Source organism: Chloracidobacterium validum, from assembly GCF_018304825.1.
Taxonomy (GTDB): domain Bacteria; phylum Acidobacteriota; class Blastocatellia; order Chloracidobacteriales; family Chloracidobacteriaceae; genus Chloracidobacterium; species Chloracidobacterium validum.
Map to the genome: position 1 here is coordinate 534,874 of NZ_CP072648.1, position 13,262 is coordinate 548,135.

Below are 13,262 nucleotides of genomic sequence, written 5' to 3' on the forward strand. Positions count from 1 at the left end.
GTGATAGGTGAACAATTGCTTGCGGACATGGACCCCGTACCTAATGCATCCCCCAATATGCTTAACCGGACTGCCATGATGGCATATCTGTCTGGACTCGTCTTCACGACAGCGGTTTTTGTGGTGAGCTTGTGGTATCGCCCTCCCGATGTACCCACCCTGTCGCTGTGCACGCTCAAAGTGACGACCGGGATCGACTGCCCTACCTGCGGCTTGACCCGCGCATTTTGTGCCTTGGCAAAAGGTGAATGGCAGCGAGCGCTCCATTTTCACCCAATGTCGCCAGTGATTTTTGCCTTGTTTGGGTGGTGGTGGTTGCGCTCCCTGCTGCATCTGGTTGGAAAGCGTTCCTGGGTCAATCGAGTCGAAGCCTGGTTTCCCCCTTTCTTGACCATCCTCGTCGTAGTGACTGGGATACTGCTCAGTTGGGCGCTCAAGCTCTGGTTGTGGTGAGCGGAGATTCACCGTTGAACTTGCGTCTCTGGACGTGTAACTTACAGTTCCTCAAGGTTTGGGCGTGCTTTGGCGCCAGCCCGGAGCTTTCGCAACGCATGGGTAGGCGCTGGTTTGTAGCCAGGTTCGACTTTTCCCCAACCATCCCATGAGGATTCGCCATGCGCGACGCTTCCGTTTCCAGTGGCGCGTCGTCAGTCCCACCGGCTTTGCTCGCCGGTTTGACGATGCATTTGCCGTTGAATATGGCTCCAGAGCCGTCCCCAGTCAGTCCCTCTCAATCTGATCCATTTGTTGGACGGACGCTCGACGGCAAGTACAGCATTGAACGCCGCATTGGTCGCGGCGGCTCAGGGGCGGTGTATCGGGCGCGGCACTTGTTGATACACCGCACGGTCGCTGTCAAAGTGCTTTCCCGCGATCTCGTTGCCGATGAAGACGCTTTAGCGCGCTTCCGCCGCGAGGCCGCCATGGCTGGACGGCTCAAGCACCTCAACATCGTCTCCGTCATGGATTTCGGCATCACGCCCGACGGCGTGGCCTATCTCGTGATGGATTTCATCGAAGGCAAGAGCCTGCGCCGCATCCTCGACCAGCAGGGTCGGGTTGCGCTTGAAAAGCTCGTTCGCTGGATGAAGCCAATCTGTTCGGCCGTGCACGCCGCACACCGCAAGGGGATCATCCACCGTGACCTCAAGCCCGACAATGTGATGATCGAGGTCGTGGATGACGAAGAAATACCACGGGTGCTCGATTTCGGCATCGCCAAGCTGGCAGATGCCGTTGCCGTCAGCAGTGATTTCAATACCGAGACGGGCAGCGTCATGGGAACGCCCCACTACATGTCACCGGAGCAATGCGAAGGTAAGCCCCTTGACCCACGTTCTGACATCTACAGCTTGGGGACGCTAGCCTACGAATTACTCACCGGTAACGTCCCATTTCCGGGTAAGGTCACCACCACCGTCATGATGCAGCAAGTGACGGCGACGCCGCGTCCACTCCGCGACTTGCGCCCAGACTTGCCGGAGGCCGTCGAGCTATGCGTGATGCGGGCGTTGAGCAAAAACCCGGCAAAACGTCAGGCGACGGCGCTTGACCTCGCACTCGAACTCGAAACGGCACTGGCCTCGCTTGCATTCGAATTGCCATCCGCCGCCCCGGATGCCTGGCGGCCAGAAGCGTCAATCGCGCGCGTCACCGGGGATTTCCGCGCGCAATTGCGTGAAGCTGCTGCGGTCGCGCCACCGTTGCCAGTCGTGCGCTCGGCCCCATCTGTAAAAGTGTTGCCACCCACGCCAGTGGCACAAGAGGATGCCGTCATGGTTCACGAGGGCCGGGAGTGCCTCGCCGTGGCCGAGCAACGTGCCGCTACCGTCAAGCTTCCTGGAGCACACCCGTCGCCAGCATCGGCAGAGGTAGCGGATGACCAGCCGTTGCCAAGCTTTCAAGTGCTGCCAAGCCTTCAGACGGCGGATGCCCTGCCTTCCGAAGGCGACGCTGTTGGGACGGCGTTGCCGTCAGACAAGCCGCTAGGGAGACGGCTGGCAACGCCACCGCTCGAAGCCCCACCGCCCACTGAGCAAAAGGCGCGCCCATCATCACCTGCGCTGTCAGCAGACCGTGTCCGGCTGCGCCACGCCACGTCGCCAGTTGATTCACGACCGATGCCGCATCGTGTGTGGTCTGAACGGGTTGCTTGGTCAGCGCTTGGACGCTGGGGGCGCTTGGCTGTTGGACTGATGGGAATTGTATTAGTTAGTTACGCCCTCGTCATCTATGGTCTATACCGGCAAGCCAACACCGCACTTAGTCACCGCCTTGCCACACTCGCCCAAGACCGCCAGCAACCATTGGCAACACTACGCGACCGCGCCTTGGACCTGTGTGCGGCATTGAAGCTCCAAACCGAGCGCATCCGGGTACGACTTGATCCACCCAACCAGAAGGTGACGCTCCAGGTACATTACCGGCGTTCGATCTTGGGCATCCCACTGCACTTTCAGTCTGAAGTGGTAGCATCCAGGCCGATGACGCTCGATATGCTGGCTGGCGTCGCGCCGACGCAAGCTGAGTTGGTCAATGTCTCCGCGCGCGAGCTTGACCGGTATCGCGCCGAGCAGGCGGCGGCTGGGCGGAGGTAATCGGAAAGCCAGCCAGTGGCCACGCAGCCAGCCGGTTCCGGCAAGTCATAGTTGACAATTTCTTTTTTTAGACTTAGTCTAGTCCTCGTTATGAAACGACTCGCTGTTCAAAATGTGACTGACCTCATTCGCGCGCAGGGGCTGAAGCTGACGCCGCAACGCTTGGCCATTGTCGAATACTTACAGCAGTGCACCCATCATCCGACGGCCGATGAAGTGTGGTCGGCTGTGAATGCGAAGTTTCCAATGGCTTCGCGGGCAACGGTTTACAACACACTTAACTGGCTTTTGGAAAGCGGTCAGTTGGCTGAAATCCAGCAGGACGGGGTGATGCGTTTTGATCCAAACCTTGACCCACACCACCACTTTGTCTGTCGGCGGTGCGGGCGAGTCGAAGATGTGGACTACGATGTGATTGCACCCTGGCCGCAGTGCACGCTGCCTGGACGACACGTCATCGAGGGGTTCGAGCTGACGTTACGTGGCTTGTGCGCCACTTGCGTGCAGACCACATCAGACGTGACCTCGTGATTTTTTTTACTTCCTGATTTAGATGGAGTCTAAATCTAGGCACTTTCTATGCAATAAGGAGACACCGACCACCATGCGTGAACCAAAAACCAAAACCGAGCAGAACCTCCAGGCGGCTTTCGCCGGCGAAGCCATGGCAAACCGCCGTTACCTTTACTTTGGACAGTTGGCGCGTAAGCTGGGCAACGAGGAAGTCGCCCAGCTTTTCGAGCGGACGGCTGATGAAGAAACCGGGCATGCCTTTGCGCATCTCCAGTTGATGTATCCAGAATCCGAAATGACCGTCGAGAAACTGCTGCGGATTGCCTACGAGGGCGAAATGTACGAAACGGAGCAAATGTATCCGACCTTTGCCGAAGAAGCGCGGCAGGAAGGTGAAGCTGATGCCGTGGCGGAGTTCATCGAGCAAGGGGCCGAGTCGCTTGAACATGCAGAACGCTTCAAAGCCATGCTCAATCGGGCGGCCAAGCAATTCAAGGCTTTCGGGCGCGTCGAGGCGGCGCACGCGAAGCGTTACGCGGACGCGCTCGAAAAGGTCGCTGCCAATTGCGTGCAGCCGTGAGATGAACCGGCGCGCGGCGGGCGTCCGTTGGCACGGGCGACGCCGGGCGCTGCTCAATACCAGGAGCCTCGACATGGAATATCTTGTTTTGGCAACGTCCCTGCGGTCTGGCAGCCACAGCCGAATCATGGCCCAGCGCCTGGTTCAGTCTTATGCCCAACGCGGCGCGCGCGCCGCGTTGGTGGATTTGCGCGATTATCCGCTGCCGTTGTGTGATGGTGAGTCAGCCGGGGAACATCCCCAAGTGGCAAGCCTGGAAGCTTTGATTGCCAAGGCGCGCGTGGTGACACTGGCAGTTCCGATTTACAACTATGACGTCAACGCTGCCGCGAAAAATTTGATTGAGCTGACCGGCCAGGCCTGGGAAGACAAGATCGTTGCTTTTCTCTGCGCAGCCGGTGGACAGAGCAGCTATATGTCTGTGCTGGGATTGGCTAACTCTTTGATGCTGGACTTTCGAGCCGTGATCGTCCCACGCTTCGTCTATGCTACCTATGCGGACTTCGCCGATGGAAAACTCACTTCGCCCAAAGTCGAGACGCGAATCGAGCAACTGGCTGAAGCTTCGATGAAACTTCGCTATGCCTAACTCAGTCGTATCACTGGGTGATGGATTGAGTTGGAGCGCGTCCATTGTTCTGCCACGGTTCCACATTTTCACAGCTTTTTCCACAGGAGGAACGTTATGAGTGAACGACTTCACGCAACGCAAATTGACCTTCCAGAAGAGATTCGGGTTTCGGTCATTCGGCTGCTCAACCAGTCGTTGGCAACGGCACTCGATCTCAAAACCCAGGTCAAGCAAGCCCACTGGAATGTCAAGGGACCACAATTCTTCGCGCTCCACGAGCTATTTGATGACATGGCCGGCGAGTTGGACGGCTTTGTTGATGACCTTGCCGAGCGGGTGACGGCATTAGGTGGCACAGCCATGGGCACGGCCCGGATGGCCGCGGCCGGTTCGACGCTGCCGGAATATCCAACCGACATCCAGGATGGGCTGGATCACGTCAAGGCACTGGTGGAACGCTACGCGCCGTTTGCCAAACACGTTAGAGCGACCATTGCTGAAACGGATGCTTTAGGCGACGCCGATACGGCCGATCTCTATACCGGCATCTCCCGCGCTGTTGACAAGCGCTTGTGGCTGCTGGAGGCTCACTTGCAAGCGCCCCGCTGAATGGGCCTGCTTTTCATGCCTTCATCTCATGCCTTCATTGGTTGAATGCGTTCCAAACTTCAGCGAGGGGCGGCGGCCCGACGTGGTCGCCGCCATCGTCGCGCAGATCGAACGCGCTTTAGGGCAATCCGTCCTGGATGTTCATCGAGACGTTGACCACCACCGATCCGTCGTGACCTTTGTTGGGGCGCCGGAGATGGTTGAGCGGGCTGCCCTAGCCGGTGTCGCGGCCGCCGTGGCGCGGTTAACGCTTCAGACGCATGTTGGCGTCCATCCACGCATTGGCGTGGCCGATGTCGTGCCCTTTGTCCCGGTGTCAGGCGTCACGATGGCCGAGTGTGTCGCGCTGGCACACCGGGTCGGCCGCCGGGTGGCAGGCGAATATGGGCTTCCCGTGTTTTGTTATGGCGAAGCCGCATGCCAGCCAGCTTACCGGGATTTGGCAGCCATTCGCCGGGCTATTCGTACGTCACCAACCTTTCCGCGGCCTGACTTCGGTCCGGCTCAACCTCACCCAACCGCCGGTGCCGTTGCCATCGGGGCGCGGGATTACCTCATTGCTTTCAATGTGGAGCTGTTGACCGACGCGCTGGATGTCGCCAAAGCGATTGCGCGTGACCTGCGCGCGGCCCAGAGCGGCTTGCCGGGCGTCAAGGCGCTTGGTTTGCGGCTGGCTTCGCGTGGGACGGTGCAGGTTTCGATGAACCTGACGGACACGCGCCAAACTCGCCCGGTTGATGTCTTCAACGCGGTGGTCGCTGCGGCAAAACGCCATGCCGTGGCGGTTGGGCGTCCTGAATTGGTTGGTCTCATACCGACGGCGGCTTCCGCCGTCGGGTTTGATGGTAGCTGTTTCGAGGGGGCACTGGCCGGCGCTCTGTTCCCGGATGAAAAAATCCTGGAACGACGGCTGAAGCTCATAAGTGACGAAGAAGGGGTGGGAGGCAAGCATGACATTACTGGAAAATCTCCGGCGGCGGGCGGCTGAACTCAACAAGCACATTGTGTTACCGGAAGGCGACGACCCCCGCACGCTGCGGGCGGCAGCCATGTGCCTTGACCAGGGAACGGCTCGCGTGACCTTGTTGGGCGATGCTGCCCTGATTCGGTCCCGCGCCCGCGAGCTGGGACTTGAACCAGACCGTTTTCCAATCGTCGAACCAGGCACGGATCCGGCCCATGAGTCATTCGCCCAGGCGTTTTATGAACGCCGGCGATCCAAGGGACTGACCCTGGAGCAGGCGCGTGAGGTGATGCGCGATCCGCTGTATTTCGGGAATATGCTGGTTCACACCGGCCAAGCTGATGGTTCAGTCGCCGGAGCGACCCACTCGACGGCAAAAACAGTGCGGGCCGCGCTCCAGGTGATTGGGTTAGCCCCCGGCTTCAACATTGTTTCGAGCTTCATGCTGGTGACCGTCAAGGAGCCAGCCTTTGGCGCGAATGGCAGCTTTTTGTTTGCGGACTGCGCCATTGTAATCGAGCCGTCATCGGCTGAGTTGGCCGACATTGCCATTGCTGCTGCTGAAAACTGCCGTACGTTTCTAGGCGTGGAGCCACGGGTGGCCCTACTGTCGTTTTCCACCCGGCGCAGCGCGGATCATCCGCTGGTGGACAAGGTTGCGGAGGCTGTCCGCTTGGTGTCCGCGCGCCAGCCGAACCTCCTCGTGGATGGGGAAATCCAAGCGGATGCCGCTATTGTGCCGGTCGTTGGAGCCCGCAAAGCTCCCGGCAGCCCCGTTGCCGGGCAAGCAAACGTGCTTATTTTTCCGAGCCTTGAAGCCGCCAACATTGCCTACAAACTGGTTGAGCGGTTGGGGCAGGCGACTGCCATTGGCCCAATTTTGCAGGGACTTGCCAAGCCAGCCAATGACCTGTCGCGGGGCTGTGACGCCAGCGACATCCTGGATGCCATCGCCTTGACCGCGCTTCAGTCGGAGCAGTTGCGGGCTTCCTAGCATAGGGCCGCCGCTGGCTAGTTCCGACAGATAGGTTTGACACCCCTTTCACATTGGTGATAGAAGGCGGGCACTTCTGGTTGAGATTCCTGAGTGTTTCTTGTTTCCGTCCTAATCCGTTCTCACAGATTGTGCGCTCGGAATCTCGACGCCATTCAGACCGCGATTTTTTGGAGAAGCCATGACTTCATACATTAGTCTTTGGCGCGCGTCCGCATTCTGCGTGTTGACCGCTTGCGGAGCGTCCGTGACGTTGGCGCAGTCGCCCGTGCCAACCACGATTGCGCCGACTAGTTCGCCTGGACGTACGCTCATTGCGACCGCCGAGCGGCACTACAGGCAAGGTGAAGAAGCCTTCCGCAACGGAAACTTTGAGGCCGCTCAACGGTGTTTTGCCGCGGCTAAATCCGTGCTTGAACAAGCGCCAGAGCAACTTCGCGCTGAACAGGACGTTCAGGCTTACGCTTTTGAATTACAAGGGCGTATCGAACTCTTGCAAACTGGGTTGCGTCAATCGGCGCTGGTGGCAAGTGGTTCCTATCGGGATGAGCTGGCCGCGCTGGACGTGAGCCGCATTAGCACTCGCCCAACGAGCGAGCTTGATATGTCAAACTTTGACTTCAAGTTCACGGTGACAGCTCAGGTTTACCAGTTCATGAACTTCTACACGGTTGGGCGGGGACGCGCCACGATGGAGCGCGGACTGGTTCGCTCAGGCCGCTACCGTGAGATGGCCGAGCGCATCTTCGCCGAGGAAGGTGTGCCAAAAGACCTAATCTGGCTGGCGCAGGTCGAGTCGGTTTGGCAGCCCCGCGCGTTGTCCTTCGCCAAGGCGCGCGGTATTTGGCAGTTCATTCCAGGAACGGGTGCGCGTTTTGGTCTCCGCCAAGACGCTTACATGGATGAGCGGGTCGCGCCTGAAGCTTCAACCCGCGCTGCGGCGCGTTATCTCAAGTTTTTGCACAACTACTTTGCCGGTGACTGGTTGCTGGCAATGGCCGCCTATAACTGTGGTGAGCGGAATGTCGAGCGCGCGATTGAGCGGTGCGGCTATGCCGACTTCTGGGAACTACACCAGCGTGCACTGCTACCCCGTGAAACCCAGAATTATGTCCCGGCAATTCTGGCGGTGATTGCAATTGCTAAAAATCAGAAGCAGTATGGTTTCGATGTGACCCCTGAACCGCCCATGCGGTATGACACCTTCCCGCTTGACACACCAACCTCGCTAGCTGTGGCTGCTGAGGCGCTCCAGATGCCAATCAGTGAACTTTCAACGCTCAACCCGGAACTGCACCGGGGACTTGCGCCGACCGGTTTCAACCTCAAGATTCCCGCCGGTACACGCGAGCGGTTTGCCGTAGCCTATGCTGCGCTTACACCACAGGACCGGCTTGGTTCAGCGCCGGCTACCCCGACCTTGGCCGAAGGCCGGTCGGTGGCCCAGCCGCGTTATACCACGCGCAATGCCCGCACGACGGGTCGTCGTTATCGTACGCGGTACTAAGACCGATTTGGTTGCTCGACTGAAGGACTCTTCGGCCCCGTTGGCTGCGTTCCTAGCTGGGATGCTCCAAACGGGGCTTTTTCGTGCGCTGCATGACCAGCCCTGAGCTTTCGCCGGCCGCGCGGCTTTTCGTGGCGCTTGACACCCCAGACCCGGCTTTCGCCGAGCGGCTCGTTCATGGATTGTCGCCCTACGTTGGTGGGTTCAAGATCGGAAAAACGTTGTTTACGGCAGCCGGCCCGTCAATTGTGGCCTTGGCGCTGGCGACGGGCGCGCGCGTGTTTCTGGATTTGAAGTTCCATGACATCCCCAATACGGTTGCCGGTGCGGTGGTGTCAGCGGCACAGCTTGGCGTTCATCTGTGCACGGTACATACACTGGGTGGTCGGGCGATGCTTCAGGCGGCAAGCGCCGCCTTGGCAACCATGCCAGGGAACGCGCCGCCAATGCATGGCGCTCGTCCGGTCATTCTGGGGGTCACGCTGTTGACAAGTGCCGATCAGGCGACACTCGACGAGGTTGGCATCCTCGGAACGCCTGAACAAGTCGTGTCACGGTTGACGCGACTGGCTGTAGAGTGCGGCCTGGGCGGCATTGTTTGCTCGCCACATGAAATCCCCACCGTTCGGAGCCTGGTGCCCGATGACTTCGTCATCGTGACGCCGGGTATTCGCCCACGCAGCGCCCTCCCAGATGACCAGCGGCGCGTGGCAACGCCAAGCGACGCCCTGGCGGCCGGTGCAACGTACTTGGTGATTGGACGGCCAATCACGGCTGCGCCCGATCCCGCCGCGGCTGCCCAGCGACTCCTGGATGAGATGACCGCCACCTGACAACGCACCGGGCGGCGGCCGTGTGTTTTCTTTTCACGTACAGGAAGCAAATTGACTATGTTGGAAGCAGGTTACCTGACTGCTTTCCATCCGAGGTCTATGCCCATGCTTCCACTGCTGATGACGCCGAGCTTGGTTGTTTTTCTCCAAGATGCGCCAAGTTTCAATCAATTGCCGTTACCGATGCGCATTACGTTCACGGTGGTTGCGATTGGAACGATGTATGCCGTCTGGGTCTTTGTTTTTCGGGACTTGGTACGCCAGGCGACCCGAGTGGATACCCGTGACCGAGAGCGGTTGAGCAGCTTGGCGGAAGCCCATGATTTGGGTGCTGCGACCAGTGAGCCAGTCGTGCTCGATCGCATCAATATCGCAGATGTAGATGAGTCTGAACGCGCCTACAGCGCCATTCAGCTATTCGAGCGCGGACTTGCCCTGACGAGCCTGCACCATCAAGGGTGGCAGTCCGAAATGGTGATACCCTATATCGAGCTGGAAGCGGTGCGGAGTTATGGTGAATGGCAGTTGACGGGGTTTCGCGCCGCCGTGCTTGGTCCACTGGCTTATCTCGTTCAAAAGAAACGGTATTACCTTGGTGTGCTGGCAAGGAATAAGGAAGGTTCGACCCAGACGATATTGCTCCAGGGAAGCCGGCGTATAACGGAAAAACTGGGTGATTCAATCCGTTTGGCGCAAGCCGCCGCACTATCCCCGATCGCCGATCCAGACCCCCTGTTGTCAGTGGTCAGCTAAAGCAAGTCTAGAGAAAAAGTATTTCCCCTTTTTCCCTGGGTTCGTTTATAAACGGGTAGGTACTTTCAAGTCATTCTCGCCACTTGAAGTCATGACCAAAAATAGCCCACAAAGGGGAACGTAAAGCATATGCCAAACACAAAACAGTCATCCACGCCAGGTGAAACAAAAAAGCGCCGTGGAAGGGTGGCGCAAAGCCTTACCATTCCGGTGAGTCGTCAGACAATGGCCGTTCTGGAAACGTACGTCATGCTCGGACAAGCCACTTCAGCGAGCGCCGTAGCGGGCAAACTTCTTGCTCGCGCGGCTGATGAATTACGTGAAAATCTTGCTCGCCAGTTGAGTAGCAATCTTGGCCGCGAGCCGAAGGCTGAAGACTGACCATTAGCCCATACAAGTAACCAGTCAAGCGATGCTGCCCATGGCAGCACATAGTCTTACGGTAGGGCGATGAAACGTCGTCCTACCAGCCTCGTCGCCGACCTGACCTGCGTCCATCCCCCCGGTGGACGACTCCTTATCACGCCGCTATCGCTAGCCAGGTTTTTGGTCGGCTCGCCTGGCTACAGGCTTTGTACCTTTCATCAGGGCGTGCTCTATCTCCAGACTTGAAATTTCTCACTAGAACGCTTCGAGTTTCGGACTCAGGGGCATTCCCCCACCCACCACTGAAGTCCGCCTCGCCGCTGAAGTCCTCCGTAAGCGCCCGCTCATGGGGCGGTAACCTTGAAAAGCCAACCCTTGAAAATGATGCAGTGTCCCTTTCGGTACGAACGGAGTTCCTTTCATCGGCGCATAATCTGGATTAGGCTTGCTCACGGCGGCTTTCCTCTGGCTATCCGGCTGCGTCCTCATCAGGTAGCCAACGTTACATTGACCTATTTAGCTAGGAACTCACGTTATGTTCGAGCGATACACCGAAAAGGCCCGTCGGGTCGTTTTCTTTGCCCGGTATGAAGCCGGCCAGTTCGGGGCGTCATCCATTGATGCCGAGCACCTGTTACTGGGACTGATGCGCGAAGACAAGGTGCTGGCCAATCGGTTCTTTCTCAAGGCGCACCTGACACTCGATGGTGTACGGCGTGACATCGAAGCCCGCACGGTACGGCGTGAGCGCACGACCGTAGCGATGGATTTACCCTTATCTCCCGAAGCCAAGCGCATTTTGGTTCATGCCGCCGAGGAAGCGGAGCGCATGAACTTGCGCGCAATCGGCACGGAGCACTTGCTGTTGGCTTTGCTGCGGGAAGAAAACAGCCTCGCGGCACGCATCCTCTATGAACACGGCTTGCGTCCACACGCCATCCGTGAGGAGATTTTGCGAACCCTATCGCCGCCACCGCCAGCGACGCCAACCGGCAGCAACAAAAAGGAAACCAGTGGCATTGCCGAATACAGCCGCGATCTGACCGACATGGCGGCGCGTCGAATGCTCGATCCCCTCATCGGGCGGAGCGTCGAGATCGAGCGGGTGATTCAGATTCTCTGTCGTCGCAACAAAAACAATCCCCTACTGATTGGCGAACCAGGGGTGGGCAAAACCGCCATTGTCGAGGGACTCGCCCAGCGGATCGTCAGCGGTGAAGTACCCCGCTTTCTGGCCGATAAACGGATCGTCGCGCTTGACTTGAGCTTGATTGTGGCTGGAACGAAATACCGTGGGCAGTTTGAAGAACGCCTCAAAAACATCATGCGCGAGCTGGCCGAAGCGCGGAACATCATTGTGTTTATTGACGAGATTCACACCCTTGTTGGCGCTGGCTCGGCTGAAGGCTCACTGGATGCAGCGAATATCATGAAGCCGGCGCTGTCGCGTGGCGAGATTCAGTGCATCGGCGCGACGACTCCGGCCGATTTCCGGCGCAGTATTGAAAAGGATCGTTCCCTTGAGCGGCGGTTCCAGTCGGTTCCCGTCGCGCCGCCCAGTGAGGATGATGCTCTCGTCATCCTGGCTGGCTTGAAGGAAAAATACGAAGACTTCCATGGCGTGACGTACACGCCAGAGGCCCTGGCCGCGGCGGTTCATCAGTCGAATCGCTACATTGTGGATCGCTTCTTGCCAGACAAGGCGATTGACCTGATTGATGAAGCTGGCACGCAGGTTAAGCTTCGGGCGGCCCAGCTCCCGCCAGCGCCCCGGCGGACCGGCTACTTTACAAACTTTGGCAATGAGTCATCGCCAGCCCCGGAAGCCCCCGCGCCGGTGACGGTCGTTTCGCGCGCCGACGTGGAAGAAGTCATTGCCCGCTGGACGGGGATTCCGGTTGCCGCGCTCAAGGAAGACGATGTGCAGAAGCTTCTGCGCCTCGAAGACGAGCTGCACCGCCGGGTCATTAGTCAGGATCGAGCAATCTCAGCTCTTGCCCGCGCCATCCGGCGCTCGCGGGCCGGCGTCCGCAGTCCGAAGCGGCCGGTCGGCAGCTTCCTGTTCCTTGGGCCGACCGGTGTTGGCAAGACCGAGTCGGCGCGCACGCTGGCGGAACTGCTCTTTGGCACGGAGCGCGCACTCATCCGTTTCGACATGTCGGAATATATGGAGAAGCACGCCGTTGCCAAGTTAATCGGCTCCCCGCCCGGTTACGTCGGCCACGAAGAAGGCGGGCAGTTGACCGAGCGTGTCCGACGGCATCCCTACTCGGTGTTGCTTTTCGACGAAATCGAGAAAGCGCACCCAGACTTGTTCAACCTGCTGTTGCAGGTTCTCGAAGACGGACAGCTCACCGATAGCCTGGGCACTACCGTCAACTTCAAGAACTGCATCATCATTTTGACCTCGAATATCGGGGCCCGGCTGATTCAGAAACGCGGACGCCTCGGCTTCCATCCGAGCGGTCAGTCAGATGACGAGGCTTCGGTGATGAATGCCGTCCGGCAGACCTTCAGCCCGGAGTTCATCAATCGGTTGGATGACATCATCCTTTTTGAACCGCTCGTCGAAGCCGACCTCGAAGCCATCGTCGCCCTGTTGTTTGCCCACCTCAATGAAACGCTCGTCCACCGTGGGTTGGCGCTGACCGCCACCCCGGAAGCGCTCCGCTGGATTGTTCAGCAAACGGCATCCGAACGCCAATATGGGGCGCGGCCACTCCGGCGCGCATTGCAGCGCTTTGTCGAGGACCCGCTTTCCGATGCGGTCATTCGCGGTGATTTCAAGGATGTGACGCAGGTCGAAGTGTTCGTGGCGGATGATCAGCTTCAGTTCCGCGCCCTCGTGGTGGAGCCTACGGAGGTGTTGGCGGCCACCTAAAGGGGATGAGTTTGGTGTCAGCACTTCGGTGCGCTGGATGGCGTCGTTGGTATTGGGCAACGACGCCATCCTTGCTTTCCGTGCCATTTCTTGA

12 protein-coding genes are annotated in these 13,262 nt (G+C 58.8%); all 12 read left to right on the forward strand.

The features are described 5' to 3' along the window. Nucleotides 1–57 precede the first annotated feature (57 nt). The 12 genes from J8C06_RS02235 to J8C06_RS02290 all read left to right on the forward strand — a co-directional run bounded on the left by J8C06_RS02235 (nucleotide 58) and on the right by J8C06_RS02290 (nucleotide 13,168). Nucleotides 58–453, forward strand: coding sequence for a DUF2752 domain-containing protein (locus tag J8C06_RS02235; protein ID WP_211429169.1), 396 nt, complete (start codon nucleotides 58–60; stop codon nucleotides 451–453). A 161-nt stretch (nucleotides 454–614) separates the two neighbouring features. After that, complete coding sequence (locus tag J8C06_RS02240; protein WP_211429170.1) at nucleotides 615–2,597, forward strand: serine/threonine-protein kinase; 1,983 nt, start codon at nucleotides 615–617, stop codon at nucleotides 2,595–2,597. Nucleotides 2,598–2,687: 90 nt separating this feature from the next. Continuing rightward, nucleotides 2,688–3,128, forward strand: a complete 441-nt coding sequence (locus J8C06_RS02245) for a Fur family transcriptional regulator (RefSeq protein ID WP_211429171.1) — start codon at nucleotides 2,688–2,690, stop codon at nucleotides 3,126–3,128. A gap of 73 nt (nucleotides 3,129–3,201) precedes the next feature. After that, nucleotides 3,202–3,690: a rubrerythrin family protein gene (locus J8C06_RS02250; RefSeq protein WP_211429172.1), complete on the forward strand. Its 489-nt coding sequence runs from the start codon at nucleotides 3,202–3,204 to the stop codon at nucleotides 3,688–3,690. 73 nt (nucleotides 3,691–3,763) lie between these two features. Further along, entirely contained in the window at nucleotides 3,764–4,279 is a 516-nt protein-coding gene (locus tag J8C06_RS02255; RefSeq protein WP_211429173.1) for an NADPH-dependent FMN reductase, read from the forward strand. A gap of 96 nt (nucleotides 4,280–4,375) precedes the next feature. Next, nucleotides 4,376–4,870, forward strand: a complete 495-nt coding sequence (gene dps / locus J8C06_RS02260; RefSeq protein WP_211429174.1) for a DNA starvation/stationary phase protection protein Dps — start codon at nucleotides 4,376–4,378, stop codon at nucleotides 4,868–4,870. A 28-nt stretch (nucleotides 4,871–4,898) separates the two neighbouring features. Further along, entirely contained in the window at nucleotides 4,899–5,858 is a 960-nt protein-coding gene (gene ftcD, locus J8C06_RS02265) for a glutamate formimidoyltransferase (protein WP_211429175.1), read from the forward strand. Further along, nucleotides 5,821–6,828 (forward strand): phosphate acetyltransferase, encoded by a 1,008-nt coding sequence (gene pta, locus J8C06_RS02270; RefSeq protein WP_211429176.1) that lies wholly within the window; start codon nucleotides 5,821–5,823, stop codon nucleotides 6,826–6,828. Before ftcD ends, pta begins: the two co-directional genes overlap by 38 nt. Before the next feature lie 181 nt (nucleotides 6,829–7,009). Then, a complete protein-coding gene (locus J8C06_RS02275; RefSeq protein ID WP_211429177.1) occupies nucleotides 7,010–8,335 on the forward strand; it encodes a lytic transglycosylase domain-containing protein in 1,326 nt (441 codons plus the stop codon). A 92-nt stretch (nucleotides 8,336–8,427) separates the two neighbouring features. Continuing rightward, nucleotides 8,428–9,168 carry an orotidine-5'-phosphate decarboxylase gene (gene pyrF, locus J8C06_RS02280; RefSeq protein ID WP_211429178.1) on the forward strand — a complete coding sequence of 247 codons (741 nt, stop codon included), beginning with the start codon at nucleotides 8,428–8,430 and terminating at the stop codon, nucleotides 9,166–9,168. A gap of 105 nt (nucleotides 9,169–9,273) precedes the next feature. Then, nucleotides 9,274–9,921, forward strand: a complete 648-nt coding sequence (locus tag J8C06_RS02285) for a hypothetical protein (RefSeq protein WP_211429179.1) — start codon at nucleotides 9,274–9,276, stop codon at nucleotides 9,919–9,921. A 901-nt stretch (nucleotides 9,922–10,822) separates the two neighbouring features. Then, nucleotides 10,823–13,168, forward strand: a complete 2,346-nt coding sequence (locus tag J8C06_RS02290; protein WP_211429180.1) for an ATP-dependent Clp protease ATP-binding subunit — start codon at nucleotides 10,823–10,825, stop codon at nucleotides 13,166–13,168. The last annotated feature ends 94 nt before the right edge of the window (nucleotides 13,169–13,262 follow it).

Bases quoted from the DNA above. Each gene is read 5' to 3' on its own strand.
- J8C06_RS02245 (WP_211429171.1), top strand. From the start codon at position 2,688: ATGAAACGACTCGCTGTTCAAAATGTGACTGACCTCATTCGCGCGCAG.
- pyrF (WP_211429178.1), top strand. From the start codon at position 8,428: ATGACCAGCCCTGAGCTTTCGCCGGCCGCGCGGCTTTTCGTGGCGCTT.
- J8C06_RS02290 (WP_211429180.1), top strand. From the start codon at position 10,823: ATGTTCGAGCGATACACCGAAAAGGCCCGTCGGGTCGTTTTCTTTGCC.
- J8C06_RS02250 (WP_211429172.1), top strand. From the start codon at position 3,202: ATGCGTGAACCAAAAACCAAAACCGAGCAGAACCTCCAGGCGGCTTTC.
- J8C06_RS02275 (WP_211429177.1), top strand. From the start codon at position 7,010: ATGACTTCATACATTAGTCTTTGGCGCGCGTCCGCATTCTGCGTGTTG.
- J8C06_RS02255 (WP_211429173.1), top strand. From the start codon at position 3,764: ATGGAATATCTTGTTTTGGCAACGTCCCTGCGGTCTGGCAGCCACAGC.
- J8C06_RS02285 (WP_211429179.1), top strand. From the start codon at position 9,274: ATGCTTCCACTGCTGATGACGCCGAGCTTGGTTGTTTTTCTCCAAGAT.
- pta (WP_211429176.1), top strand. From the start codon at position 5,821: ATGACATTACTGGAAAATCTCCGGCGGCGGGCGGCTGAACTCAACAAG.
- dps (WP_211429174.1), top strand. From the start codon at position 4,376: ATGAGTGAACGACTTCACGCAACGCAAATTGACCTTCCAGAAGAGATT.
- J8C06_RS02235 (WP_211429169.1), top strand. From the start codon at position 58: ATGCTTAACCGGACTGCCATGATGGCATATCTGTCTGGACTCGTCTTC.
- ftcD (WP_211429175.1), top strand. From the start codon at position 4,899: ATGCCTTCATTGGTTGAATGCGTTCCAAACTTCAGCGAGGGGCGGCGG.
- J8C06_RS02240 (WP_211429170.1), top strand. From the start codon at position 615: ATGCGCGACGCTTCCGTTTCCAGTGGCGCGTCGTCAGTCCCACCGGCT.